Below are 26,536 nucleotides of genomic sequence, written 5' to 3' on the forward strand. Positions count from 1 at the left end.
TTGGGCCGTTTCCCGCCGCCCCTGAAGGGCCGGGGGTGGTTATGGCAGGTGGGTGGGGGCGAACATGTGGAGTCGGGCTGGGAGGACCACCACCGTGGGGCCGGGGGTCGTCAGGGCTTTCCTCAGGTCGTCTTCCAGGGTTTCCGGGGTCGTCGGGGCCGCCGGGACCGCGAACGACTCGGCCAGCGCCACGTAGTCGGGGCGGCTCAGTTCCGTCGCCGTGGCCTGGCCGAAGGCGTCGGTCATGTACTCGCGCAGGATGCCGTAGCCGCCGTCGTCGACGATGAGCCAGGTGACGTTGAGGTCGTACTGCCGTGCCGTCGCCAACTCCGCGATCGAGTACAGGGCACCACCGTCACCTGACACCGCGAGGACCGGGCGGGTCGGGTCGGCGGCCGCCGCGCCCAGCGCCGCCGGGAAGCCGTAGCCGAGGCCGCCGGCGCCCTGCGCGGAGTGCATGTGGTTGGGACCCTTGGCGTCGAAGGCCGACCACGCCCAGTAGGCGAGGATCGTCATGTCCCAGAAGGACGGCGAGTCGTCCGGCAGCGCGCGCCGCACCGACGCCAACAGGTCCTGCTCCAGGGTGAGTTCCTGGGCGTCGATGCGCTCACGCACCTTCGCCAGCAGGGTTCGTACGCGATCCGGGGCCGTCGGGTCCTCCCGCGCGTCCACCGTCTCCAGCAACGCCTGGAGCCCGAGACGCGCGTCGGCGTGGATGCCCAGCGCCGGCTGGTTGGACTCCAGCTTGCCGAGGTCCGCCTCGATCTGGATCACCCGGCCGCGCGGCCTGAACGTGTGGTAGTTCGAGGAGAGTTCACCGAGGCCCGAGCCGACGACCAGGACGACGTCGGCGTCCTCCAGGAAATCGGTGGTGTGCCGGTCCTCCAGCCAGGACTGGAGGGAGAGCGGGTGTTCCCAGGGGAACGCGCCCTTGCCGCCGAAGGTCGTGACCACGGGGGCCCGGAGCTTCTCCGCCAGCTGGCGGAGCTTCCGCGACGCGTCCGCCCGGACGACCCCGCCGCCCGCGATGATCACCGGACGCTCGGCCCGCGACAGCAAGTGGGCTGCCACGGCGGTCAGTTCGGGGCGCGGCGGCAGCTCCTCGGGCGTCGCGTCCGCCGCCGTCACGACGGGCAGGGGTGTTTCGGCGAGCAGCACGTCCTGCGGGATCTCCACCCACACCGGCCCGTGCGGGGCCGTGAGCGCCGACTTCCAGGCCGCCGCGATCGCGGACGGGATCTGGGACTGGGCGCGCACGGTGTGCACCGACTTCACCACACCCCGGAACGAGGCCGCCTGGTCGGGGAGTTCGTGGAGGTAGCCGTGGCGGCCGCCGCCGAGGCCGCGGGTCGGGATCTGGCTGCTGATCGCCAGCACGGGGGCGGAGGCGGCCGCCGCCTCCTGGAGCGCGGCCAGCGAGGTCAGCGCGCCCGGACCGGTGGACAGCAGCAGCGGCGCCGCCTCGCCGGTGATCCGGCCGTAGGCGTCGGCCGCGAAGCCCGCGTTGTTCTCCACCCGCAGGCCCACGTACCGCAGGTCCGAGCGGCGCAGCGCGTCGAACATGCCGAGGGCGTGCTGGCCGGGCAGCCCGAACACGGTGGTCGCGCCGAGCCCGGCCAGTGTCTCCACGACCAGGTCTCCGCCGTTGCGGCCGGGAGGAGGGTTCAGCGCGGCCTCCGTCTGGGCGGGCGTGGGACGGAGTTCCAGGTCGTGGTCGTGAGTCACTTCGCGCGGGCCTCGGCAATCTGGCGGGACATGATCGTGGTCAGTTCGTACGCCGTGTGGGACGCGGCCACCGACGTGATCTCGGCGTGGTCGTAGGCGGGGGCCACCTCGACGACGTCGGCCGAGACGAGGTGACAGGAGGCGAGGCCGCGCAGGATCTCCAGGAGTTCGCGGGAGGTCATGCCGCCCGCCTCCGGCGTGCCCGTGCCGGGCGCGTGCGCCGGGTCGAGGCAGTCGATGTCGATGGAGATGTACAGCGGGCGGTCGCCGATGCGCTGGCGGAGCTGGTCGGCGACCTCGTCGGCGCCCCGGCGGTAGACGTCGGCGGAGGTGACGATGCCGAAGCCCATCTTCTCGTCGTCGGTGAGGTCCTGCTTGCCGTACAGCGGGCCGCGGATGCCGACGTGGGACAGCGCCGAGGTGTCGAGGATGCCCTCCTCGACCGCGCGGCGGAACGGCGTGCCGTGGGTGTACTCGGCGCCGAAGTAGGTGTCCCAGGTGTCGAGGTGCGCGTCGAAGTGGAGCAGGGCGACCGGGCCGTGCTTCTTCGCCACGGACCGCAGCAGGGGCAGCGCGATGGTGTGGTCGCCGCCCAGGGTCATCAGGCGGGCGCCGGTGCCGAGCAGGTCGTCGGCGGCGGCCTCGACGGTCTCGACGGCCTCGTTGATGTTGAACGGGTTCACGGCGATGTCGCCGCCGTCCGCGACCTGCGCCAGCGCGAAGGGCGACGCGTCCTGGGCCGGGTTGTACGGGCGCAGCAGCCGGGACGCCTCGCGGATCGCGTTGCCGCCGAAGCGGGCGCCCGGCCGGTAGGAGACGCCCGAGTCGAAGGGCACGCCGATCACGGCGACGTCGGCGCGGCCGACCTCGTCCAGGCGGGGCAGCCGGGCGAAGGTCGCGGGTCCGGCGTAGCGCGGGATCCGGGAGGAGTCGACGGGGCCGCGGGGCGTCTCGTTGCTGCTCATGGGGAACTGCCTTCTTTCCTACGCTACATCGCGTATGTACTGCGTCTTCTGACGACTTTACTGGGAAGCCGCCACGGGTTCGGACGCGCGTTCGGGGCTCCGGCCGGCGAGCCGCTCGCGCCAGGCGGCGAGGACGGCGGCGTCGGTCGGCCGGGTCGCCAGGGACACGACGACGTAGGCGGCCAGGGACGACAGCAGGCCGTAGTAGACGGGTTCGTTGGCGAGGATGCCGTAGCCCGCCATCAGGCCGATCACCGCGAGGCCGCCGACGGTGACGGCGGCGAGGGCGCCCCGCACGGTGCCGCGCCGCCACAGCAGTCCGCCGAGGATCGGCACGAGCAGGCCGCCGACCAGCAGGTTGTACGCCACGGTCAGCGCCTCGACGACGTTGTTGAGGGCGATCGCGGTGCCGATCACCGCGAGACCCATCACCAGGATGAACACCCGGTTGTCCCGGACCTCGTCCCGCGCGTCCCCGGCGGCCGGCCGGACCGCTCCGCGCAGCCGGGACCAGATGTCGTTGTTGGCGACGGTCGCGCAGGCGATGAGCGCGCCGGAGGACGTCGACATCACGGCGGCCAGGGCGGCGGCGAGCACCAGACCGCGCACACCGACGGGCAGCTCGTCCTTGACGATGGTCGCGAAGGCGTCGTCGGGGCTGGAGAGCGTGGGGTAGAGCACCTTGGCCGCGGTGCCGATGACGGCGCCGGCGAGGGCGTAGAGGAGGCAGTAGGTGCCGGCGACGGTGCCGCCCCACTTCGCGGTGCGGTCGCCGCGGGCGGTGAACACGCGCTGCCAGATGTCCTGGCCGATGAGCATGCCGAAGGTGTAGATCAGCACGTAGGTGAAGATCGTCTCGCCGCCGATGCCCAGCGGGTCGAAGTACTCGGTGGGCAGTTTCGCCCGCATCTCGGAGAAGCCGCCGGCCCGGACCACCGCGATCGGCAGCAGCAGGAGCAGCACGCCGACGGTCTTCACGACGAACTGCACCATGTCGGTGAGCGTGATGGACCACATGCCGCCGAGCGTCGAGTAGGCGACGACGATGGAGCCGCCGAGGACGATCGCGAGGGTCCGGTTCATGTCGAAGAGGACGTCGAAGATCGTGGCGTAGGCGATCGTGGAGGTCACCGCGAGCATCAGGGTGTACGCCCACATGACGACACCGGAGATCACGCCCGCCCGGCCGCCGTAGCGCAGGTCGAGCATCTCGGAGACGGTGTAGACCTTGAGGCGGGCGATGCGGGCGGAGAAGAAGACGCTCAGCGCGAGCAGGCCCAGGCCGATGGTGAAGACCATCCACGCCCCGGACAGTCCGTACTGGTAGCCCAGTCCCACGCCGCCGATGGTGGAGGCGCCGCCGAGGACGATGGCCGCCATGGTGCCGGAGTACATCGCGGGCCCGAGCCGTCGTCCGGCGACGAGGAAGTCGCTCTTGGACCGGGCGCGGCGCATGCCCCACCAGCCCACGGCCAGCATGCCGGCCAGGTAGACGACGATCACTGTGTAGTCGACGGCCATGGGGCTCTCCTTCGCGCACGGTCGGTGGCGTGTCGTGCAGATACCGGGGACGGCCGGCGGCGGTTCACGGGGACATCCGCCCGTACCCGTGGCCGCCGGTCGGGACCGACACTAGGTGGCCGGAAAGCGACTGCGAAGTGTACGTTTCATCCACTCCCGACTCCCCGGACGGAGGAAACGTCCACCATGCCGGACCCCGCCGTTCCGCCGACCCCGCCCGTGCCCCTCGCGGCCCTGCTGGCCCGTGAGGACCTGGCCCTGCGCCGCGTCGCCGGGCCGGCGGACCCGGGCATCGTGATCCACTGGGCGCACACCTCGGAGATGGCCGACCCGTACCCGTACCTGCTGGGCGGGGAGCTGCTGCTGACGGCCGGCGTGCACATCCCGGAGGCGGCCGTGTCCGCCGGGGGTCCCGGTCGAGCGAGGTCGGGACCGGGGGAGTACTTCGACGGCTACGTCTCGCGGATCGTGGCGGCGGGCGGCGCGGCCCTCGGCTTCGGCCTGGCCCCGGTGCACGACACGGTGCCGGGGGCGCTGGTGGCGGCCTGCGAGGCGTACGGGCTGCCGCTGCTGGAGGTGCCGCCGCAGACCACGTTCTCGGGGGTGGCCCGCGCGGTCTGGCAGCTGATGGCGCAGGCCCGCCTGGCGGAACTCCGCCGCGTCACGGCCGCCCAGCAGAGCCTGGCGGCCGCCGCCTCGGGCCCCGACCCGGTCCCCTCGGTGCTGCGCCGGCTCGCCCAGCGCCTGGGCGGCCGGGCGGTGCTCTACGGCCCGGAAGGCGCGGAGATCGCCTCGGCGGGCCGGGAGCCCGGACCCGGCACGAGGAACGCGCTGGCGACGCTGGCAGGGGTCGTACGGCCGGCGCCCCCGGGCCCCCGCGGCGAGGGAGGCGCGGAAGCCGGGGCGACCGGCCCCGAACCGGGGCCCGGCCCCGCGCACCCCGCCTCCGCGACCGACACCGCCGGTGACGCGCACCTCGCCGCCTACGCCCTGGGGGCCGGGGAGGGGTTCGTGCTGGGGGTGGTGGTGCCGGGGCGGGAGCCGGGGGATCACACGATCGCCTCCGTCGCCGCGGTCCTGCTCTCCCTGCTGACCGGCGAACAGCGCGGCGAAGCGGGGGCGGACCGCTCGTCGGCGCTCGTACGGCTGCTGCTGGGCGCGGCGCCCGAGGAGGTCGCCCCGCTGCTCGGCGGGCGGCAGCGGTGGCTCGTCGTGCACGCCCGCCCGGACACCCGGGCGCCCGACGCCATGGCCGCCGCCGCGCTGGGCGCGGCCCTCGGGTCCGCGCTGGTGGACCTGGCGCCGGACGTCGTGCGGGTCCTCGTCCCGGCCGGCCGGGAACCGGCCCCGCAGCCCGGCTGGACCCTGGGCGTCAGCGACGCCGTCACCCCCGGGGAGTGGGCGGCCGCCGACGCCCGGGCGGCCCGCGCCCTGGCCCGGGCCCGCGCCACCCGCACCGACCTGGTCCGGCACGGCTCCCGGGCCGGGCTCGCCGCGCTGCTCCCCCGCGACGAGGCCGCAGCCCACGCCCGGGCCGTCCTCGCGCCCGTGGCCGCGCTGCCCGCGCTCACCGAGACCCTGCGCACCTGGCTCTCCCTGCACGGCGGCTGGGACCGCACGGCGGTGGCCCTGGGCGTGCACCGCAACACCGTCCGGCAGCGGATCGCGCGCTGCGCGGCCCTCCTCGGCACGGACCTGGACGACGCGGACGTACGCATGGAGCTGTGGTTCGCCCTGCGTCAAGAGGACCAGTGACACACGTCCCAGCGGGCGGGACGCCGGGAACTCGCGCAGTCGCCTGCCTCACAATGGGAACCATGCCGATACCCGGGACACCCAGCCGCGCCGAGCTCGTCGACCACCTCGTACGGACCCGCATCGCGGGCGACGTCGCGACACCCCGCGAGAACAACCTCTCCCACTACCGCCAGCTCTCCAACGGCGTCCGCAACTTCTGGCTCGGCCTGGAACTCGGCGACCGCTGGAGCGACGAGCAGGACGTGCTCGCGGTGATGGCGGAGCGGGTCGGCGTGAACGACGATCCCGAGTACCGGTTCGGCCAGGACACCATCGACCCCGAGCTGACCGTCGACGCCCTCCAGCGTCTCGCGGGACGGCTGCGCAAGGCCGCCGAAGGACAGCAGCGGGTGCTGTTCGCGACCGGCCACCCGGGCGGCCTCCTCGACGTCCACCGCGCCACCGCCGCCGCCCTGCGCGCGGCCGGCTGCGAGATCGTCGTCATCCCCGACGGGCTGCAGACCGACGAGGGGTACGTCATGCAGTTCGCGGACGTGGCGGTGCTCGAACACGGCGCCACGCTGTGGCACACGCACTCCGGCGAGCCCATGAAGGCGATCCTCACCGCCCTGGAGCGCCAGGGGCGCCCGCTGCCCGACCTGGTCGTCGCCGACCACGGCTGGGCCGGATACGCCGGCCGGCACGGCGTGGACTCCGTGGGCTACGCCGACTCCAACGACCCGGCCCTGTTCCTCGCCGAGGCGGAGGGCACCGTCCAGGTGACGGTCCCCCTCGACGACCACGTCCTCAGCCCGCGCCACTACGACCCGATGACGGCGTACCTGCTGTCGGAGGCCGGACTCACACAGAGCTAGGGCTTGTTCGGATCAGGCCGGGCTCGCGGGCCGGTCACGGCCAGGGGTTGAGACCTTCGGCCCGCCGCTGCGCGTACCCGGGCGTCGGGTCCAGGTAGACCCGGCTCACCGCCGGGACGACCTCCCGCAGCCGCTGCTCGGCCTGCTCGCAGGCCCACTCGATCTGGGCTGCCGTCGAGATGTCGCGGAAGTCGACCTTGGCGGCCACGAGTGCTTCCCGCGGGCCCTGCACGAGCGTGGTCAGCTCCAGTACGGCCTCGATGTGCTCCACCGCGAGCAGTTCCGCCCTGATCCGCTCCCGAACGGACTTCGGCAGCGGCCGTCCGATGAGCAGTTCGGCGTTGGAGCGGCCGAGCACCCAGGCGACGTACAGCAGGAGCACGCCGATGAGGAGCGAGGCGACGCCGTCCCACACCCCCGATCCGGAGAGCTGCCCGCCGAGCAGTCCGCCCGCGGCGAGGACCAGGCCGACGAGGGCGGCGGAGTCCTCCAGGACGACCGCCTTCACAGCGGTGTCGGGGGTGTGCCGAAGGTAGCGCCCGAAGGCCACCCGGGCCCTGGCCGCCTCGCCGCGCGCCTGCCGGACGCCGGTGCGCAGGGAGTAGCCCTCCAGCAGGAAGGCGACGGCGAGCACGATGTACGACACGAGGGGATCACCCAGGTCCTCCCCCGCCACCAGGGTGTGGACGCCGTCGTAGAGGGAGAAGACCGCGCCGCCGACGAAGGTGGCGACGGCGGCGAGCATGGCCCAGATGTAGCGCTCGGGGCCGTAGCCGAGCGGATGGTCCTCGTCGGCCGGTTTCTCGCTGCGCTTCAGCGCGGTCAGCAGCAGGACCTCGGTGACCGTGTCCGCGACGGAGTGCGCGGCCTCCGACAGCATCGCGCTCGATCCGCTGATGACGCCGGCGACCGCCTTGGCGAGCGCGATGCCCAGATTGGCGACGGCGGCGACGATCACCGTGAAGGTGCTCTCGCCGCCGCCCTGCTGCTGCTCCGTCTGCTGTGCCTGCACCTGTGCCATGTCCTTCAGTTTTCCCGAGGGACCCGGACCACGCCCTCCTGCACGACCGAGATGGCGAGCCGGCCGTCCTGCGTGTAGATGCGGGCCTGCCCGAGACCGCGGCCGCCGTGTGCGGACGGCGACTCCTGGTCGTACAGCAGCCAGTCGTCGGCGCGGAAGGGCCGGTGGAACCACATGGCGTGGTCCAGGGAGGCCCCGACGACGTCCCCCACGGCCCAGCCGCCCCGGCCGTGCGCGATCAGGATGGAGTCGAGAAGGGTCATGTCGGAGACGTACGTGGCGAGGACCACGTGCAGCAGGGGGATGTCGACGGCGCCCTCGAGCTTGCCGTTGGTGCGGAACCAGACCTGTGAACGCGGCTCGCGGGGCGCCCCGAACTCGCCGTAGGGCGGCTCCTCCACATGGCGCAGGTCGATCGCCTCGCGCGCCTCGATGAACTTCTCCACCACCCGCGGGTCCAGATGGCGGTAGCCGCGCAGCCGCTCCTGCGAGGTCGGCAGCGTCACCGGGTCCGGCGCCGGCGGCATCGGGGCCTGGTGGTCGAGCCCCTCCTCGTACGTCTGGAAGGACGCCGACAGGCCGAAGATCGCCTTGCCGTGCTGCACGGCGACCACCCGGCGGGTGGTGAACGAGCGTCCGTCGCGAAGCCGGTCGACGTTGTAGACGATGGGCGCGCCGGGGTCACCGGGGCGCAGGAAGTACGCGTGCAGGGAATGGGCGTGACGGTCCGCGGGGACCGTCCGCCCGGCGGCGACCAGCGCCTGCGCGGCGACCTGCCCGCCGAAGACCCGGGGGACGACGGCGGACCGCGACTGGCCGCGGAAGATGTTCTCCTCGATCTGCTCCAGGTCGAGCAGATCGAGGAGATCGAGTAGTGCCTGGCTCATGGGGCTCAGTTCTACCGGCCGGAAATTTCGCGGACCTTACAGACCCATGTTCTTCGCGATGATCGACTTCATGATCTCGCTGGTGCCGCCGTAGATACGGTTGACGCGGTTGTCCGCGTACAGGCGGGCGATCGGGTACTCGTTCATGAAGCCGTAGCCGCCGTGCAGCTGGAGGCAGCGGTCGATGACGCGGTGCGCGACCTCGGTGCAGAACAGCTTGGCGCTGGCGGCCTCGGCGGCGCTGAGCTCGCCCGCGTCGAGAGCCTCGAGCGCGCGGTCGGCGACGGCCTCGGCCGCGTCCACCTCGGCCTGGCAGGCGGCCAGCTCGAACTTGGTGTTCTGGAAGTGGGCGACCGGCTTGCCGAAGACCGTGCGCTCCAGCACGTACTCCTTGGCGAACCGGACAGCCGCCTTGGCCTGCGCGTACGCGCCGAACGCGATGCCCCAGCGCTCGGAGGGCAGGTTGCCGCCGAGGTAGTAGAAGCCCTTGTTCTCCTCGCCGAGCAGGTCCTCGACCGGCACCTTGACGTCGACGAACGCCAGCTCGGCCGTGTCGGAGGTCTTCAGGCCCAGCTTGTCGAGCTTGCGGCCGACGGAGTAGCCCTCGGACTTCGTGTCCACCGCGAACAGGGAGATGCCGAAACGGCGGTCCTCCGCCGTCGGCGCCGAGGTGCGGGCGCAGACGATGACCCGGTCGGCGTGCACACCACCGGTGATGAAGGTCTTGGCGCCGTTGAGGACGTAGTGCGTGCCGTCCTCGGAGAGCTTCGCGGTGGTCTTCATGCCCGCCAGGTCCGAACCCGTGCCCGGCTCGGTCATCGCCAGCGCCCACATCTCCTCACCGGAGACGAACTTCGGCAGGAAACGCTTCTTCTGCTCGTCGGACGCGAGCGCCTTGATGTACGGCAGGCCCAGCAGCACGTGCACACCGGAGCCGCCGAAGGACACGCCCGCGCGGGCGGTCTCCTCGTACATCACGGCCTCGAACTTGTACGAGTCGATGCCCGCGCCGCCGTACTCCTCGTCCACGCGGATACCGAACACGCCGAGCTCGGCGAGCTTGTAGTAGAAGTCGCGCGGCGCCTGGCCGGCAGCGAACCACTCGTCGTAGACGGGGACGACCTCGGCCTCGATGAAGGCCCGGAGGGTCTCCCGGAACGCCTCGTGATCCTCGTTGAACACCGTACGGCGCACCGCCGCCACCCTTCCTTGCGCCTAAACCGGCGCCGCTCTCGCGTACGTGGTTGCTCGCCGTGGGGGTTGCTCAATGCGTGGTTACGGTCCCTCGGCTAAGCGCTTGCTCATTAACCGTACCGGCGGGTAGGCAGACGCGTCCAGAGGATCAGGGCAGGGGGGAGCCGTAACGCTCGTCACTCCCCCGCTGCCGCGAAGGCTCCCCTCGCCATGCGGTGCAGCAGGGCCGCGGTGATCGCGCGGCCGGGGAGGGCGCCGGGGCGACCCAGGTGGGGGGTGGAGTTGAGCAGGCCGAAGACCGAGTGGACCGCGGACCTGGCGGCCGGTTCGGCGAGGCCCGGATACACCTCGCGGACCACCTCCACCCACAGCTCCACGTACTGCCGCTGCAACTGCCGCACCAGCTTGCGGTCGGTGTCCCGCAGCCGGTCCAGCTCGCGGTCGTGCAGGGTGATCAGCGGGCGGTCGTCCAGGGCGAAGTCGATGTGGCCCTCGACGAGCGAGTCGAGGACCTCCCCGGGGGCCGCCGCCTCCCGGCCCTCCCGGGCCTCCTGGACGCGCCGCTTCGCGCCCGTCAGCAACTGGCCGCTGATGCCGACCAGCAACTCGGCGAGCATCGCGTCCTTGCCGGCGAAGTGCCGGTACAGGCCCGGCCCGCTGATGCCGACCGCGGCGCCTATCTCGTCGACTCCGACGCCGTGGAAACCGCGCTCGGCGAACAGCCGGGCCGCCTCCCTGAGGATCTGCTCGCGCCGGGTGGGGGCGTCGGTTCTGGTGGTCATGCGAACGATTCTAGACAGGGAGGTTAGCGGTCGTTAACCTGTCGGAAATGGTTAACGCTCATTAACCAGTCGACCACTGGGTGAGGGGACCGCAGGATGCAAGAGGCACCGGAGCTCCAGAGCGCGGCTGATCCCGCGTCGGAGGCCTGGCGGGCCAACGAGGAGGCGCACCGCGCCCTCGTGGAGGAACTGCGCGGCAAGCTGGCCGCGGCCCGGCTGGGCGGCGGTGAGCGGGCCAGGGCCCGGCACACCGCGCGCGGGAAGCTGCTGCCGCGCGAGCGCGTGGACACGCTGCTCGACCCCGGCTCGCCCTTCCTGGAGCTGGCGCCGCTGGCCGCCGACGGGATGTACGAGGGGCAGGCCCCGGCCGCCGGGGTGATCGCCGGGATCGGCCGGGTCAGCGGCCGCGAGTGCGTGATCGTCGCCAACGACGCGACCGTCAAGGGCGGCACGTACTACCCGATGACCGTGAAGAAGCACCTGCGCGCGCAGGAGGTGGCCCTCGACAACCGGCTGCCCTGCCTCTACCTGGTCGACTCCGGCGGCGCCTTCCTGCCCATGCAGGACGAGGTGTTCCCCGACCGCGACCACTTCGGGCGGATCTTCTACAACCAGGCCCGGATGTCGGGCGCCGGCATCCCGCAGATCGCGGCGGTGCTCGGCTCCTGCACGGCCGGCGGGGCGTACGTCCCGGCCATGAGCGACGAGGCCGTCATCGTCCGCGGCCAGGGCACGATCTTCCTCGGCGGACCGCCGCTGGTGAAGGCCGCCACGGGTGAGGTGGTGACCGCCGAGGAACTGGGCGGCGGCGAGGTCCACGCGCGCGTGTCGGGCGTCACCGACCATCTCGCCGAGGACGACGCGCACGCGCTGCGGATCGTGCGGAACATCGTCGCCACGCTCCCCGCGCGCGGACCGCTGCCCTGGGAGGTGACGGCGCCCGCCGAACCGAAGGTCGACCCCTTCGGGCTGTACGGCGCGGTGCCGGTCGACTCCCGCACCCCCTACGACGTGCGCGAGGTCATCGCGCGCGTGGCCGACGGCTCCCGCTTCGCGGAGTTCAAGGCCGAGTTCGGGCAGACCCTGGTCACCGGCTTCGCCCGCATCCACGGCCACCCGGTGGGGATCGTCGCCAACAACGGCATCCTGTTCTCCGAGTCCGCCCAGAAGGGCGCCCACTTCATCGAGCTGTGCGACCAGCGCGGCATCCCGCTGGTGTTCCTGCAGAACATCTCGGGCTTCATGGTCGGCCGGGACTACGAGGCGGGCGGCATCGCCAAACACGGCGCCAAGATGGTCACGGCGGTGGCCTGCACCCGCGTGCCCAAGCTGACGGTGGTGGTCGGCGGGTCCTACGGCGCGGGCAACTACTCGATGTGCGGCCGGGCCTACTCGCCGCGCTTCCTGTGGATGTGGCCCGGCGCCAAGATCTCCGTGATGGGCGGCGAGCAGGCGGCCTCCGTCCTCGCGACCGTCAAGCGCGACCAGCTGGAGGCGCGCGGCGAGTCCTGGCCCACCGAGGACGAGGAGACCTTCAAGGACCCGATCCGCGCCCAGTACGAGCGCCAGGGCAACGCCTACTACGCCACCGCCCGCCTGTGGGACGACGGTGTGATCGACCCGCTGGAGACCCGCCAGGTGCTGGGACTCGCCCTGACCGCGTGCGCCAACGCGCCGCTGGGCGAGCCGCGCTTCGGCGTCTTCCGGATGTGAGGAGGGGACCCATGTTCGACACAGTGCTCGTGGCCAACCGCGGCGAGATCGCCGTCCGCGTCATCCGCACGCTGCGCTCGCTGGGCGTGCGCTCGGTGGCCGTCTTCTCCGACGCGGACGCCGACGCCCGGCACGTCCGGGAGGCCGACACGGCGGTACGCATCGGTCCGGCGCCGGCGGCGGAGAGCTATCTGTCGGTGCCGCGGCTGCTGGAGGCGGCCGAACGCACCGGCGCCCAGGCCGTCCACCCCGGTTACGGCTTCCTCGCCGAGAACGCCGGATTCGCGCGCGCCTGCGCCGACGCCGGGCTCGTCTTCATCGGACCGCCCGCCGACGCGATCTCCCTCATGGGCGACAAGATCCGCGCCAAGGAGACCGTCCGCGCCGCCGGGGTGCCGGTGGTGCCCGGGTCCAGCGGCAGCGGTCTGACCGACGGCGAACTGGCCGCCGCCTCACGGGAGATCGGCATGCCGGTGCTGCTGAAGCCGAGCGCCGGCGGCGGCGGCAAGGGCATGCGCCTGGTGCGCGCGGAGGCCGACCTCGCCGACGAGATCGCCGCCGCCCGGCGCGAGGCCCGCGCCTCCTTCGGGGACGACACGCTCCTGGTCGAGCGGTGGGTGGACCGGCCCCGCCACATCGAGATCCAGGTCCTGGCCGACGGCCACGGCGGCGTGATCCACCTGGGCGAGCGCGAGTGCTCCCTCCAGCGCCGGCACCAGAAGATCATCGAGGAGGCGCCGAGCGTCCTGCTCGACGAAGCGACCCGGGCCGCGATGGGCGAGGCCGCGGTCCAGGCGGCCCGCTCCTGCGGCTACCGGGGCGCGGGCACGGTGGAGTTCATCGTGCCCGGCACCGACCCCTCCTCGTACTACTTCATGGAGATGAACACCCGCCTCCAGGTGGAGCACCCGGTCACCGAACTGGTCACCGGCCTCGACCTGGTGGAGTGGCAACTGCGGGTGGCGGCCGGTGAGCGACTGCCGTACACGCAGCGGGACGTCACGCTCACCGGGCACGCCGTGGAGGCCCGCCTGTGCGCCGAGGACCCCGCGCGCGGGTTCCTGCCCTCGGGCGGCACGGTGCTGCGGCTGAGCGAGCCCGAGGGCGACGGCGTGCGCACCGACTCCGGGCTCAGCGAGGGCACCGAGGTCGGCAGCCTGTACGACCCGATGCTGTCCAAGGTGATCGCGTACGGCCCCGACCGGGCGACCGCGCTCCGCAGACTCCGGGGCGCCCTCGCGCGGACGGTCACGCTGGGCGTGCCGACCAACGCCGGGTTCCTGCGCCGGCTGCTGGCCCATCCGGCGGTCGTGGCGGGCGAGTTGGACACCGGGCTGGTGGAGCGGGAGGTGGACTCCCTGGTGACCACCGAGGTGCCGGGCGAGGTGTACGCGGCGGCCGCGCTGCTGCGTCAGGCCGCGCTCGCCCCCGCGCCCGGCGCGGGCTGGGTGGACCCGTTCTCCGCCGCGGACGGCTGGCGCCTGGGCGGCGAGCGCGCCTGGACGGCCCACCCTCTGCACGTGCCCGGGCACGACCCGGTGACGGTCCGCCTGCGGGCCGGCGCGGACGGCGGCACCGAGGTCCTGCTGGAGGGCGAGGACACCCCGCGAAGCGGCTACGGCGGCCCGCCCCCGCCGACGGACGGGGACGCCCGGTTCACCTGCCGGCTCGACGGCGTCAGCCACACCTTCGCCGCCCTGCCGGACGGCACCTGGCTGGGCCGCGACGGCGACGCCTGGCAGGTCCGTGACCACGACCCGGTCGCCGCGTCCCTCACCCGGGGGGCGCACGCGGGCGCCGACTCGCTCACGGCGCCGATGCCCGGCACGGTCACCGTCGTCAAGGTCGCCGTCGGCGACGAGGTGAGCGCGGGCCAGAGCCTGCTGGTGGTGGAGGCGATGAAGATGGAGCACGTCATCTCCGCCCCGCACGCCGGCACCGTCGCCCAACTGGACGTGACCGCGGGCACGACGGTCGCCATGGACCAGGTCCTGGCCGTCATCGCCCCGGCGGAGGAGGACCGGTGACCCTTCCCATGGTGGTGCCGGCCCCGGGCCTGCCCGCGCGGGTGCGTATCCACGAGGTCGGCGCCCGCGACGGCCTGCAGAACGAGAAGACGACCGTGCCGACGGCCGTCAAGGCGGAGTTCGTCCGCCGCCTCGCCGGCGCGGGACTGACCACGATCGAGGCGACCAGCTTCGTCCACCCCAAGTGGGTGCCCCAACTCGCCGACGCCGAGCAGCTGTTCCCGCTGGTGAGCGATCTGGAGGTGGCGCTGCCGGTCCTGGTGCCCAACGAACGCGGGCTCGACCGCGCGCTCGCCCTCGGGGCCCGCCGGGTCGCGGTCTTCGCGAGCGCCACCGAGTCCTTCGCGAAGGCCAACCTCAACCGCACGGTGGACGAGGCGCTGGCCATGTTCGAGCCGGTGGTGGCGCGGGCGAAGGCGGAGGGCGTGCACGTGCGGGGCTATCTCTCCATGTGCTTCGGCGACCCGTGGGAGGGCGCGGTCCCCGTCGCCCAGGTCGTCCGGGTCTGCCGGGCCCTCATGGACCTGGGCTGCGACGAGCTGAGCCTGGGCGACACCATCGGCGTGGCGACCCCTGGGCACGTTCTCGCACTCCTCACGGCGCTGGGCGAGCAGGGCGTCGGGGCCGGCGCGCTCGGCGTGCACTTCCACGACACCTACGGCCAGGCGCTCGCGAACACCCTGGCCGCCCTCCAGTTCGGCGTCACGACCGTCGACGCCTCCGCGGGCGGCCTCGGCGGCTGCCCGTACGCGAAGTCCGCGACCGGCAACCTCGCCACCGAGGACCTCGTGTGGATGCTCCAGGGCCTCGGTGTCGACACCGGGGTGGACCTGGGCCGTCTCACCGCCACCAGCGTGTGGATGGCCGAACGACTGGGCCGACCCAGCCCGTCCCGCACCGTCAAAGCCCTCTCCCACCAGGAGTGATCAGCATGTCCCTGGACCACCGTCTCTCGCCCGAGCTGGAGGAACTCCGGCGTACGGTCGAGGAGTTCGCCCACGACGTCGTCGCACCGAAGATCGGCGACTTCTACGAGCGGCACGAGTTCCCGTACGAGATCGTCCGCGAGATGGGGCGGATGGGCCTGTTCGGGCTGCCGTTCCCCGAGGAGTACGGCGGGATGGGCGGCGACTACCTCGCCCTCGGCATCGCCCTGGAGGAGCTCGCCCGGGTCGACTCCTCGGTCGCCATCACCCTGGAGGCGGGTGTCTCGCTGGGCGCGATGCCGCTGCATCTCTTCGGCACGGAGGCCCAGAAGCGGGAGTGGCTGCCCCGGCTGTGCTCCGGGGAGATCCTCGGCGCGTTCGGGCTGACGGAGCCGGACGGCGGCTCGGACGCGGGGGCGACCCGTACGACGGCCCGCCTCGACGCCGACACCGACGAGTGGGTGATCAACGGCACCAAGTGCTTCATCACCAACTCGGGCACGGACATCACGGGCCTGGTCACCGTCACCGCGGTCACCGGCCGCAAGCCGGACGGCAGGCCGCTGATCTCGGCGATCATCGTGCCGTCCGGTACGCCCGGCTTCACCGTCGCCGCCCCCTACTCCAAGGTCGGCTGGAACGCCTCGGACACCCGTGAACTGTCCTTCCAGGACGTCCGGGTGCCGGCGGCGAACCTGCTCGGCGAACAGGGCCGCGGCTACGCGCAGTTCCTGCGCATCCTCGACGAGGGCCGCGTCGCGATCGCGGCGCTGGCGACGGGCCTGGCGCAGGGCTGTGTGGACGAGTCGGTGCGCTACGCCAAGGAACGGCAGGCGTTCGGCCGCCCGATCGGGGCGAACCAGGCGATCCAGTTCAAGATCGCCGACATGGAGATGAAGGCGCACACCGCCCGTCTCGCCTGGCGCGACGCGGCCTCCCGCCTGGTGTCCGGCGACCCGTTCAAGAAGGAGGCGGCGCTGGCGAAGCTGTACTCGTCCACGGTCGCCGTGGACAACGCCCGGGACGCCACGCAGATCCACGGCGGCTACGGCTTCATGAACGAGTACCCGGTGGCCCGGATGTGGCGCGACTCCAAGATCCTGGAGATCGGCGAGGGCACGAGCGAGGTGCAGCGGATGCTGATCGCGCGGGAGTTGGGCCTGACGGGCTGACAGTCGGGTCCGAGCGTCGCGCGCGCGTGGCCGGTCCGCACCGGACCGGCCACCCGCCTGCGAGCGGGTCGCGCCCGCCCTATGGACAGTTAATGAGGTTAGGCTAACCTTCGTTCGAACCTGTCCGGCGGGCGTTCCGCCCCGTTCGAAAGCAGCACACTCATGCCCAACGCCCGTGCCCCCCGCTTCACCCGCCGCGGCATCCTCGCCGCGGGCGGCGCACTCGGCCTCGGTGCCGCGCTCGCCGCCTGCGGTGACGACAAAGAGACAAGCGGTGGTTCGGGCGCGGGGACCACGGCCGCCGCGTCGGGCCCCTGGACGTTCAAGGACGACCGCGGCACGACCGTGAAGCTCGACAAGGTGCCCACGACCATCGTCGCGTTCACCGGTGTCGCCGCCGCCCTCCACGACTACGGCATCCAGGTGAAGGGCGTGTTCGGCCCGACGAAGACCGCCGACGGCAAGGCCGACGTGCAGGCCGGCGACATGGACGTCAGCAAGCTGACCGTCCTCGGCAACGCCTGGGACCAGTTCAGCGTCGAGAAGTACGCGGCGCTCGCCCCCCAGCTCCTCATCTCCACGATGTTCGACGACGCCGGCACCCTCTGGTACGTCCCCGAGGCGTCCAAGGGAAAGATCGCCAAGCTGGCCCCCAGCGTCGGCATCTCCGTCTACGACCGTCAGCTCACCGCGCCGCTGGAGCGCATGTGGAAGCTCGCGGAGTCGCTGGGCGCCGACCTGACGGCCGCCAGGGTCACCGGCGCCAGAAAGAGGTTCGAGGCGGCGGCCACCCGGCTGCGCGCCGCCGCGAAGGCCAAGCCCGACATCAAGGTGATGGCCGGTTCCGCGAGCCAGGAACTCTTCTACGTCTCCGGCTCCAACCTCTCCGTCGACCTGGAGTACTTCAAGGCCCTCGGCGTGAACCTCGTGGAGCCCCCGGAGAAGGCCAAGGCCGTCGGCGGCGGCTGGTACGAGTCCCTGAGCTGGGAGAACGTCGACAAGTACCCGGCGGACATCATCATGATGGACGACCGCTCCTCGACCATCCAGCCGGCCGACATCACCGAGGCCACCTGGAAGAAGCTGCCCGCCGTCAAGGCCGGCCAGGTCATCGCGCGCTCCCCCGAGCCGATCCTGTCGTACGACAAGTGCGTCCCGCTGCTCACCAACCTCGCCGAGGCGCTGGAGCAGGCGAAGAAGGTCAGCTGACCCTCCGCCCTTCCTGACACCCCCGCACGCTCAGGAGCCCTCATGACGACGGCCGTCGCCGCCCCGTTCCGCTTCTTCTCCCTCCAGGTCACCGGAACGAGGCGGCTCGGCCCGTCCCTGGTCCGGGTCACCTTCGCCGGGCCCGACCTGCTCGCGTTCCACTCCCACGGACACGACCAGAGCCTGTCCCTTTTCCTGCCGCATCCAGGCCAGTCCGAACCGGCCGTGCCGTACGAACTGGGCGACGGCTGGTGGCAGGCGTGGCGTGAACTGCCCGACGGCGTACGGGCGGTGATGCGCTCGTACACGTTGCGCGCACTGCGCCGCGACGCCTGTGGGAACACGGCCGAGATCGACGTCGACTTCGTGCTGCACGGCGTGGAGCCCGGGTCCGCCGTCCAGGCCGGTCCCGCCTCCCGGTGGGCCGCGCGGGCCGCCGCCGGTGACCGGGTCGTGATGCTCGGCCCGGCGGTCGCCGACAACCGGGCGATCCGGTTCCGGCCGCCCCAGGACACCGACCTGGTGGTCCTGTGGGGTGACGAGACCGCGCTGCCGGCCGTCTCCGCGATCGTCGCCTCACTGCCGGCCGGCACCCGCGCCCGCGTCTGGCTGGAGGTGCGGGACGCCGGGGACATCCAGGACCTGGCGACGGAGGCGGACGCCGAGATCACCTGGCTGGTGCGCCAGGGACACGGCGGGGACGGCTCCCCAGGCTCCCCGGACTCCCCCTCCGCCCCGGGTTCCCCGGCGGCCCTCCAGGCGATCCGTGGGGCGCGACTCCCGCCCGCGGAGCACCCGTACGTCTGGATCGCGGGCGAGTCCGGGTGCGTGAAGGCGCTGCGCCGCCACTTCGTGCGCGAGCGCGGCATCGACCGCCGGCGGGTGACGTTCGTGGGCTACTGGCGGCAGGGGCTGAGCGAGGAACAGCTGCGCGAGGCCGAGTGACGGCGGCCCCGTCCGGAGTGACGCCGGTCACGGAAGGGCGGAGTTTCGAGGTCAACTGATTAGGTTAGGCTTACCTAAGTTAGAGTCGCCGCTCTTCCCCGTCCCGCACGGACCGTCCCCACCGGAGGACCCCCAGATGCGCTCGCACCTGCTCAATGACACGACCACGGAGCAGTACCGCCGCTCCGTGACGGAGGGCGTGGAGCGGGTGGCGGCCAAACTCGCCACCACCGAACGACCGTTCACCGGCGTCACGGTCGACGCCCTCTCCCCCCGCGTCGACCGGATCGACCTCGACCGGCCCCTGCTCGACACCACGGCCGCCCTGGACGAGCTGGAGGAGGTCTACCTGCGGGACGCGGTCTACTTCCACCACCCCCGCTACCTGGCCCACCTCAACTGCCCGGTCGTCATCCCGGCCCTGCTCGGCGAGGCGGTCCTGTCCGCCGTCAACTCCTCCCTCGACACCTGGGACCAGTCGGCCGGAGGCACCCTCATCGAGCGCAAGCTGATCGACTGGACGACCGCGCGCATCGGCCTCGGCCCGGCCGCCGACGGCGTGTTCACCTCCGGCGGCACCCAGTCCAACCTCCAGGCGCTGCTGCTGGCCCGCGAGGAGGCGAAGACCGCCGGATCGCTCGCCCCGCTGCGCGTCTTCGCCTCCGAGGTCAGCCACTTCAGCGTGCAGAAGTCCGCGAAACTGCTCGGCCTGGGCCCCGACGCGGTCGTGTCGATCCCCGTCGACCACGACAAGCGCATGCAGACCGTGGCGCTCGCCCGCGAGCTGGAGCGCTGCGAGCGGGAGGGCCTGATCCCGATGGCCGTCGTCGCCACGGCCGGCACCACCGACTTCGGCTCCATCGACCCGCTGCCGGAGATCGCCGAACTGTGCTCGCGCCACGGCACCTGGCTGCACGTCGACGCGGCCTACGGCTGCGGGCTGCTCGCCTCCCGCAGGTACCGCGGGCGCATCGACGGCATCGAGCGCGCCGACTCGGTCACCGTCGACTACCACAAGTCGTTCTTCCAGCCGGTGAGTTCCTCCGCCGTGCTGGTCCGCGACGGCTCCACCCTTCGGCACGCCACCTACCACGCGGAGTACCTCAACCCGCGCCGCATGGTGGAGGAGCGCATCCCCAACCAGGTCGACAAGTCCCTGCAGACCACCCGCCGTTTCGACGCGCTCAAGCTGTGGATGACGCTGCGTGTGATGGGCGCCGACGGCATCGGCGAACTCTTCGACGAGGTCTGCGACCTGGCCCGGTCGGGCTGGGAACTGCTGGTCGCCGACCCGCGCTTCGACGTCGTCGTCGAGCCGAGCCTGTCCACCCTGGTCTTCCGGCACATCCCGGCCGCCGTCACCGACCCGGCCGAGATCGACCGCGCCAACCTGTACGCCCGCAAGGCCCTCGCCGCCTCCGGCGACGCGGTGGTCGCGGGCACCAAGGTGGGCGGCCGCCACTACCTGAAGTTCACCCTGCTGAACCCCGAGACCACGAGGGCCGACATCACCGCCGTCCTCGACCTGATCGCCGGCCACGCCGAGCAGTACCTGGGAGAGTCCCTTGACCGCGCATCCTGAACCCCGCACGCACACACACGACTTCGTGGGCATCGGGCTCGGGCCCTTCAACCTCGGCCTGGCCTGCCTGACCGAGCCCATCGCCGGACTCGACGGGGTCTTCCTGGAGTCGAAGCCCGACTTCGAGTGGCACGCGGGCATGTTCCTGGACGGCGCCCACCTCCAGACCCCGTTCCTGTCGGACCTGGTCACCCTCGCCGACCCGACCTCGCCGTACTCCTTCCTCAACTACCTGAAGGAGCGCGGCCGGCTGTACTCGTTCTACATCCGGGAGAACTTCTACCCGCTGCGCGTGGAGTACGACGACTACTGCCGGTGGGCCGCGAACAAGCTGGACAGCGTGCGCTTCGGCACGACGGTCACCGAGGTGACGTACGACGAAGACGCCGAGCTGTACGACGTGCGCACCGAGGCGGGGGACCTCCACCGCGCCCGGCACCTGGTCCTCGGCACCGGCACCCCGCCCCACATCCCCGACGCCTGCCGGGGCCTGGGCGGCGACTTCATCCACAACTCCCGTTATCTCCAGCACAAGGCGGAGCTCCAGGCGAAGGAGTCGATCACGCTGGTCGGCAGCGGCCAGTCCGCCGCCGAGATCTACCACGACCTGCTCAGCGAGATCGACGTCCACGGCTACCGGCTGAACTGGGTCACGCGCTCCCCGCGTTTCTTCCCGCTGGAGTACACCAAGCTCACGCTGGAGATGACCTCCCCGGAGTACGTCGACTACTACCACGCGCTGCCGGAACAGACCCGCTACCGCCTCACCGAGCAACAGAAGGGCCTGTTCAAAGGCATCGACGGCGACCTGATCAACGAGATCTTCGACCTGCTCTACCGGAAGAACCTCGGCGGCCCGGTCCCCACCCGGCTGCTCACCAACTCCGCGCTCACCTCGGCCGCCCACACGGACGGGACGTACACCCTCGGCCTGCGCCAGGAGGAACAGGGCAGGGACTACGAACTGCGCTCCGAGGGCCTGATCCTCGCCACCGGCTACAAGTACACCGAGCCCGAGTTCCTCAAGCCCGTGCGTCACCGGCTGCGCTACGACTCGCACGGCAACTTCGACCTCGCCCGCAACTACGCCGTGGACGTCACCGGCAGAGGCGTCTTCCTGCAGAACGCGGGAGTCCACACGCACAGCATCACCTCCCCCGACCTGGGCATGGGCGCGTACCGCAACAGCTACATCATCCGTGAGCTGCTCGGCACCGACCCCTACCCCGTCGAGAAGACGATCGCCTTCCAGGAGTTCGCGGTATGACCACCCCCGGCACCGGGATCGGTGCTCTCTCCGTCCGCCCGCTCGACCCGCTGAAGGACGCCGAACTGCTGCACGGCTGGGTCACCCACCCCAAGTCGGCCTTCTGGATGATGGGTGACGCCAGGCTGGAGGACGTCGAGCGGGCCTACATGGAGATAGCCGCCGACGAGCACCACGACGCGTACCTCGGCCTGCACGACGGCGTCCCCGCCTTCCTGATGGAGCGGTACGACCCGGCGCACCGGGAACTCGTCGGCCTCTACCCGCCCGAACCGGGCGACGTCGGCATGCACTTCCTCGTCGCGCCGACCGACACACCGGTGCACGGCTTCACCCGGGCCGTCATCACCGCTGTCATGGCGCACCTGTTCACGGACCCCGCCACCACCCGCGTCGTCGTCGAACCCGACGTGGACAACAAGGCGGTGCACGCGCTGAACGAGGCCGTCGGATTCCTGCCCGAGCGGGTGATCAGCAAGCCGGAGAAGCGGGCCCTGCTCGGTTTCTGCACCCGCGAGCGGTTCACCGCGGCGACCGGGGTGTCCGTATGAGCCTCGCCGACGCCGTGGACCACCTCTCCCCCGAACGCTGGGAGCGGGCCAACCGCCTGCTGATCCGCAAGGCGCTCGCCGAGTTCGCGCACGAGCGGCTGATCACGCCCGAGCCGGACGGCGACGGGTACGTGGTGCGCGGCGACGACGGCCTGACCCGCTACCGCTTCACCGCCGTCCGCCGTGCCCTGGACCACTGGCAGGTGGACGCCGACTCGATCACCCGGCACCGCGACGGGACCGAACTGCCGCTGGAGGCACTGGACTTCCTCGTCGAGCTGCGGAAGTCGCTCGGTCTGAGCGACGAGATCCTGCCGGTCTACCTGGAGGAGATCTCCTCCACCCTGTCCGGCACCTGCTACAAGCTCACCAAGCCGCGGATCCGGTCCGCCGAACTCGCCGGCGGCGGCTTCCAGGCGATCGAGACCGGGATGACCGAGGGCCATCCCTGCTTCGTCGCCAACAACGGCCGGCTCGGCTTCGGCATGCACGACTACCTGTCGTACGCCCCCGAGGCCGCGAGCCCGGTCCGGCTGGTGTGGCTGGCCGCGCACCGCTCCCGGGCCGCGTTCACGGCCGGGGTGGGCATCGAGTACGAGTCCTTCGTGCGGGAGGAACTCGGGGACGCGACCCTGGACCGCTTCACCGCCACCCTCCGCGACCGGGGTCTCGACCCCGCCGACTACCTCCTCATCCCCGTCCACCCCTGGCAGTGGTGGAACAAGCTGACCGTGACCTTCGCCGCCGAGGTCGCGCGCGGCCACCTGGTGTGCCTCGGGGAGGGCGACGACGAGTACCTGGCCCAGCAGTCCATCCGGACCTTCTTCAACACCTCCCACCCCGGCAAGCACTATGTGAAGACGGCCCTGTCCGTCCTCAACATGGGCTTCATGCGGGGCCTGTCCGCCGCCTACATGGAGGCCACCCCCGCGATCAACGACTGGCTGGCGCAGCTCGTCGCGAACGACCCGGTGCTGAGGTCGACGGGCCTGACGATCATCCGCGAGCGGGCCGCGGTCGGCTACCGGCACCTGGAGTACGAGGCGGCCACGGACCGCTACTCGCCGTACCGGAAGATGCTCGCGGCGCTGTGGCGCGAGAGCCCCGTCCCCTCCCTGGCGGACGGCGAGTCCCTGGCGACGATGGCCTCCCTGCTGCACGTGGACCACGAGGGCGCCTCCTTCGCGGGCGCGCTGATCGAACGGTCCGGGCTCCCCCCGAGGGAGTGGCTGCGCGGGTATCTGCGGGCCTACTTCACCCCGCTGCTGCACAGCTTCTACGCCTACGACCTGGTCTACATGCCGCACGGTGAGAACGTGATCCTCGTCCTGGCGGACGGCGCGGTGCGGCGCGCGGTCTACAAGGACATCGCCGAGGAGATCGCGGTCATGGACCCGGACGCGGTGCTGCCGCCGGAGGTGCGGCGCGTCCGGGTCGAGGTGCCGGAGGACATGAAACTCCTGTCGGTGTTCACGGACGTCTTCGACTGCTTCTTCCGCTTCCTGGCCGCGAACCTCGCCGCCGAGGGGATCCTGGAGGAGGACGGCTTCTGGGACACCGTCGCCGAGGTCGCCCGCGACTACCAGCGGTCGGCGCCCGAACTCGCCGACCGGTTCCGGCAGTACGACCTGTTCGCCCCGGAGTTCGCCCTGTCCTGCCTCAACCGGCTCCAGCTGCGCGACAACCGGCAGATGGTGGACCTCGCCGACCCCTCCGGCGCGCTCCAGCTGGCCGGCACCCTGGAGAACCCCCTCGCCGGCCGGTGACCGGCCGCCGGGGACGGCCGGGCGCCCCGCGGTACCGTCCCGCGGGGTGCCCGCCGGCCCGGCGGGCAGAGTCCGGGGTGGGACAATCCGCCCATGGCGGAAATCATCCAGAAGGACGGCACCTGGGCCTTCGACGCCGACGCCCTGCGGCTGACACCGGGACGCGACAGGGACGTCAGCCCCTTCCGCCGGGCCCTGGGTGAACTGGTCGTACCGCTGGGCGCGTTGGCGGGGATCTCGTTCGAGCAGGGCAGGCGGTCCGGCCGGATGAGACTGCGGCTGCGCGACGGCGCCGACCCGCTGCTGCGCGCCACCGGCGGTCGGCTCGGCGAACCCGACGACCCCTACCAGCTGACCGTCCGCTCCGACCGGTACGGCGTCGCCGAGTACCTGGTCGAGGAGGTCCGCGAGGCGCTGCTCCTGGACCGGGTGCCGGCCGACCCGGTCGACGCGTATCTGCTGCCGGGCCCCGCCGTCCCGGTGGCGGCCTCCGCGGGGGACGGCAGCGCGGGCTTCGACGGCGAGCGGGTCCGGCTGGAGTGGAACTGGAGGACGGAGGACACCAAGGCCGCCGCCGGCCCGCGCGTCCTCACGCTGCCCGAGATCACCTCCGTGGAGTGGCACCCGGCGGCCGGCCTGGAGAACGGGCACCTGCGCTTCACCGTCCGGCACGCCCCCAGCACGGCCCCGCCGAAGTACGACCCCAACGCCGTGGAGCTGTGGGGGTTCCGGAAGGACCCCCTGATGGCGCTGGTCGCCGCGGCCGTGCAGGCCCGCCTCCCCCACCCGGCCGCCGCCGACCCGCGCGGGGCGGGACCCCGGGTGCCCCGGCAGCTGCCGCCCGCCGGGGAGGACGGCCACGACGCGCTGCTGCGGCGGCTGCGCGAACTCGGCGAACTCCACCGCGCCGGTGTCCTGACCGAGGCGGAGTTCACCCAGGCCAAACAGGCGGTCCTCAGGCGGATGTAGTCCTCACCCGCCCGGGGACCGCCTGTCTCTCCCGCGCCCCGGCGGCCGGGGCGCGGGAGCGGTGTCACTTGGCCCTGCGGGCCACCGTGAAGTGGTCGACCTGCTCACCGGTCTCGGCGATGCCGCGCACCGTCAGGGTGGCGTGCCGGCCCTTGGCCGCGGGGGTGACGTCCACGCGCAGGAACGAGTAGTCGAGGTAGCGCACGCGCGACCAGGTGACCGTCTCGTTGACCTTGCCGTCCTTGGTGTTGATGAAGGAGGCGACCGAGTCGACCTCGTTCTCGTGGCCCTCGTAGGACAGCGGGGCGCTGAACGCGTAGAGGCTGCGGCCGGCCGCGCCCGCCGTCACGTACACCACGCCGTCCGTCTCCGGGTACGCCGTGCCGCCGATCGGGAGCTTCTTGGTGACCGCGCCCGCCTTGATGACGTCGGTGCGCTCGTACTGGTGGTTGTGGCCGTTGATGACCAGGTCCACGGTGTACTTCTCGAACAGCGGCACCCACTCCTGGCGGACGCCCCCCTCCGAGGCGTGCGCGGTGGAGGTGCAGTAGGCGCAGTGGTGGAAGAAGACGACGACGAAGTCGACGTCCTTGGATGCGCGGAACTTCTTCAGCTGCGCCTCCAGCCACTTGGTCTGGGTGCCGCCGGAGATGCCGAGGTTCGCCGGGATCTCGAAGGAGATGTCGTTGGCGTCCAGCGAGATGACCGCCGTGTTGCCGTAGACGAAGGAGTACACGCCCGGCAGGTTCTTCTTGTCGGGGCCGTTGCGGGGCAGGTTCCAGCGGGCGTCCTCGCCGCCGTAGCCGTTGGGCGAGTACCAGGCCTCCATGTCGTGGTTGCCGTAGGCCGGCATCCACGGCACGGACTTGGCGACGGACTCGGTCTGGGCCAGGAACTGGTCCCACACGCGCGAGTCGAAGCCGGTGTCGGTGGCCTTGCCCTGGCCGGCCGGGTCACCGTAGGCGATGTCACCGGCGTGCAGGTGGAAGGCCGGGTTCTGGCCGAGCAGCAGGCTGTTGTTGGCGAGGGCGTGGTAGCTGACGCCCTCGTCGCCGAAGGCGGTGAAGGTGAAGGGCTTCTTGTGCGCGGGGGCGGTGGTGAAGGTGCCGAGGGTGCCCAGCAGGTGCGGGGCGGCCGGGTCGAAGCCGGCGTGGCCGACGCCGTAGTAGTAGGTCCTGCCGGGCTTGAGGTGCGTGAGCTCGGCGTGCAGGTAGTACTGGGTGTGGTCGCCGCTGGCGCCGACACCGGCCGGGGTGTACAGGGTGCGCACCTCGGCCTCGATCTTGCGGGAGAGGTCCCAGGGGTGGGCGCCGATCCGGATGAAGGGCTTCTTCACCGCGACCGGGACCTGCCAGGAGACGGTGATCTCGGTACGGGGGTCGCCGCCGAAGGCGAGGTGGCGGCCGAAGGGGGCGACCAGGGCGCCGTCGACGTGCTCGGTGCTCGTGGCGGGCCGCGTCGGCACGGCGGCCTGGGCGGTGGCGCCCGGTACGAACGCGCCACCCGCGACGGCGCCCAGGGTGACGGCGCCGCCTCTGATCATCGTGCGCCGGGAGAATCTGGCGCGCAGGTACTCGTGCTGCTCGGCGATGCTCATGCGCTCGGCCAGCTGCTCCGGTACGCCCATGCGAGGAGTGTCCATGGCGTCTGAAACTCGTCTGCTCAGGCGACGGGTCGCGGGACACAGGATGGACGGCTCACG

General features: G+C 72.0%; 21 protein-coding genes. 13 read left to right on the plus strand and 8 right to left on the minus strand.

The window, feature by feature from the left end; translation table 11 throughout:
* Positions 1–39: 39 nt before the first annotated feature.
* Genes ABZT03_RS11275 through ABZT03_RS11285 form a run of 3 tightly spaced genes read right to left on the minus strand, consistent with a single transcriptional unit; the run spans position 40 to position 4,211 of the window.
* The gene (locus ABZT03_RS11275; protein ID WP_356036800.1) at positions 40–1,725 is read right to left on the minus strand and encodes a thiamine pyrophosphate-binding protein; all 1,686 of its coding nucleotides are present in this window, start codon (positions 1,723–1,725) and stop codon (positions 40–42) included.
* A complete protein-coding gene (gene speB / locus ABZT03_RS11280; protein ID WP_356036803.1) occupies positions 1,722–2,690 on the minus strand; it encodes an agmatinase in 969 nt (322 codons plus the stop codon). Before speB ends, ABZT03_RS11275 begins: the two co-directional genes overlap by 4 nt.
* A gap of 57 nt (positions 2,691–2,747) precedes the next feature.
* Positions 2,748–4,211, minus strand: a complete 1,464-nt coding sequence (locus ABZT03_RS11285; protein WP_356036805.1) for a sodium:solute symporter — start codon at positions 4,209–4,211, stop codon at positions 2,748–2,750.
* A 186-nt stretch (positions 4,212–4,397) separates the two neighbouring features.
* Here ABZT03_RS11285 and ABZT03_RS11290 point away from each other — a divergent pair, with 186 nt between their 5' ends.
* Both ABZT03_RS11290 and ABZT03_RS11295 read left to right on the plus strand, forming a co-directional pair.
* Complete coding sequence (locus tag ABZT03_RS11290; protein WP_356036808.1) at positions 4,398–5,966, plus strand: helix-turn-helix domain-containing protein; 1,569 nt, start codon at positions 4,398–4,400, stop codon at positions 5,964–5,966.
* A gap of 62 nt (positions 5,967–6,028) precedes the next feature.
* Positions 6,029–6,823: a phosphatase gene (locus tag ABZT03_RS11295; protein ID WP_356036811.1), complete on the plus strand. Its 795-nt coding sequence runs from the start codon at positions 6,029–6,031 to the stop codon at positions 6,821–6,823.
* Positions 6,824–6,857: 34 nt separating this feature from the next.
* On the opposite strand, the gene ABZT03_RS11300 is transcribed toward ABZT03_RS11295, so the two are convergent.
* The 4 genes from ABZT03_RS11300 to ABZT03_RS11315 form a co-directional block, all read right to left on the minus strand.
* Complete coding sequence (locus ABZT03_RS11300; RefSeq protein ID WP_356036813.1) at positions 6,858–7,844, minus strand: cation diffusion facilitator family transporter; 987 nt, start codon at positions 7,842–7,844, stop codon at positions 6,858–6,860.
* A 5-nt stretch (positions 7,845–7,849) separates the two neighbouring features.
* Complete coding sequence (locus ABZT03_RS11305; RefSeq protein ID WP_356036816.1) at positions 7,850–8,731, minus strand: acyl-CoA thioesterase II; 882 nt, start codon at positions 8,729–8,731, stop codon at positions 7,850–7,852.
* A 36-nt stretch (positions 8,732–8,767) separates the two neighbouring features.
* On the minus strand, positions 8,768–9,925 hold the full coding sequence (locus tag ABZT03_RS11310) for an acyl-CoA dehydrogenase family protein (protein ID WP_356036819.1): 1,158 nt from the start codon (positions 9,923–9,925) through the stop codon (positions 8,768–8,770).
* Positions 9,926–10,101: 176 nt separating this feature from the next.
* On the minus strand, positions 10,102–10,707 hold the full coding sequence (locus ABZT03_RS11315; protein ID WP_356036820.1) for a TetR/AcrR family transcriptional regulator: 606 nt from the start codon (positions 10,705–10,707) through the stop codon (positions 10,102–10,104).
* Between the two features lie 96 nt (positions 10,708–10,803).
* Here ABZT03_RS11315 and ABZT03_RS11320 point away from each other — a divergent pair, with 96 nt between their 5' ends.
* The 11 genes from ABZT03_RS11320 (at position 10,804) to ABZT03_RS11370 (ending at position 24,834) form a co-directional block, all read left to right on the plus strand.
* On the plus strand, positions 10,804–12,420 hold the full coding sequence (locus ABZT03_RS11320; protein ID WP_356036823.1) for a carboxyl transferase domain-containing protein: 1,617 nt from the start codon (positions 10,804–10,806) through the stop codon (positions 12,418–12,420).
* A gap of 11 nt (positions 12,421–12,431) precedes the next feature.
* A complete protein-coding gene (locus ABZT03_RS11325) occupies positions 12,432–14,447 on the plus strand; it encodes an acetyl/propionyl/methylcrotonyl-CoA carboxylase subunit alpha (protein WP_356036825.1) in 2,016 nt (671 codons plus the stop codon).
* 8 nt (positions 14,448–14,455) lie between these two features.
* On the plus strand, positions 14,456–15,373 hold the full coding sequence (locus tag ABZT03_RS11330; RefSeq protein ID WP_356036982.1) for a hydroxymethylglutaryl-CoA lyase: 918 nt from the start codon (positions 14,456–14,458) through the stop codon (positions 15,371–15,373).
* Positions 15,374–15,384: 11 nt separating this feature from the next.
* Entirely contained in the window at positions 15,385–16,545 is a 1,161-nt protein-coding gene (locus ABZT03_RS11335; RefSeq protein WP_356036985.1) for an acyl-CoA dehydrogenase family protein, read from the plus strand.
* A gap of 162 nt (positions 16,546–16,707) precedes the next feature.
* Positions 16,708–17,754, plus strand: coding sequence for an ABC transporter substrate-binding protein (locus ABZT03_RS11340; RefSeq protein ID WP_356036827.1), 1,047 nt, complete (start codon positions 16,708–16,710; stop codon positions 17,752–17,754).
* A gap of 42 nt (positions 17,755–17,796) precedes the next feature.
* Positions 17,797–18,699 carry a siderophore-interacting protein gene (locus ABZT03_RS11345; protein WP_356036829.1) on the plus strand — a complete coding sequence of 301 codons (903 nt, stop codon included), beginning with the start codon at positions 17,797–17,799 and terminating at the stop codon, positions 18,697–18,699.
* A gap of 136 nt (positions 18,700–18,835) precedes the next feature.
* A complete protein-coding gene (gene desA, locus ABZT03_RS11350) occupies positions 18,836–20,281 on the plus strand; it encodes a lysine decarboxylase DesA (RefSeq protein ID WP_356036832.1) in 1,446 nt (481 codons plus the stop codon).
* Complete coding sequence (locus ABZT03_RS11355) at positions 20,265–21,548, plus strand: SidA/IucD/PvdA family monooxygenase (protein WP_356036835.1); 1,284 nt, start codon at positions 20,265–20,267, stop codon at positions 21,546–21,548. The genes desA and ABZT03_RS11355 overlap by 17 nt, the downstream gene beginning before the upstream one ends.
* Positions 21,545–22,099: a GNAT family N-acetyltransferase gene (locus tag ABZT03_RS11360; RefSeq protein WP_356036838.1), complete on the plus strand. Its 555-nt coding sequence runs from the start codon at positions 21,545–21,547 to the stop codon at positions 22,097–22,099. The genes ABZT03_RS11355 and ABZT03_RS11360 overlap by 4 nt, the downstream gene beginning before the upstream one ends.
* Positions 22,096–23,865, plus strand: coding sequence for an IucA/IucC family siderophore biosynthesis protein (locus ABZT03_RS11365; RefSeq protein WP_356036840.1), 1,770 nt, complete (start codon positions 22,096–22,098; stop codon positions 23,863–23,865). The genes ABZT03_RS11360 and ABZT03_RS11365 overlap by 4 nt, the downstream gene beginning before the upstream one ends.
* A 93-nt stretch (positions 23,866–23,958) precedes the next feature.
* On the plus strand, positions 23,959–24,834 hold the full coding sequence (locus ABZT03_RS11370; protein ID WP_356036843.1) for a DUF4429 domain-containing protein: 876 nt from the start codon (positions 23,959–23,961) through the stop codon (positions 24,832–24,834).
* A gap of 64 nt (positions 24,835–24,898) precedes the next feature.
* Here ABZT03_RS11370 and ABZT03_RS11375 read toward each other — a convergent pair whose 3' ends face one another.
* Positions 24,899–26,461: a metallophosphoesterase family protein gene (locus ABZT03_RS11375; protein ID WP_356036845.1), complete on the minus strand. Its 1,563-nt coding sequence runs from the start codon at positions 26,459–26,461 to the stop codon at positions 24,899–24,901.
* Positions 26,462–26,536 lie beyond the last annotated feature (75 nt).

This window comes from Streptomyces sp. NPDC005574, from assembly GCF_040605435.1.
Taxonomy (GTDB): domain Bacteria; phylum Actinomycetota; class Actinomycetes; order Streptomycetales; family Streptomycetaceae; genus Streptomyces.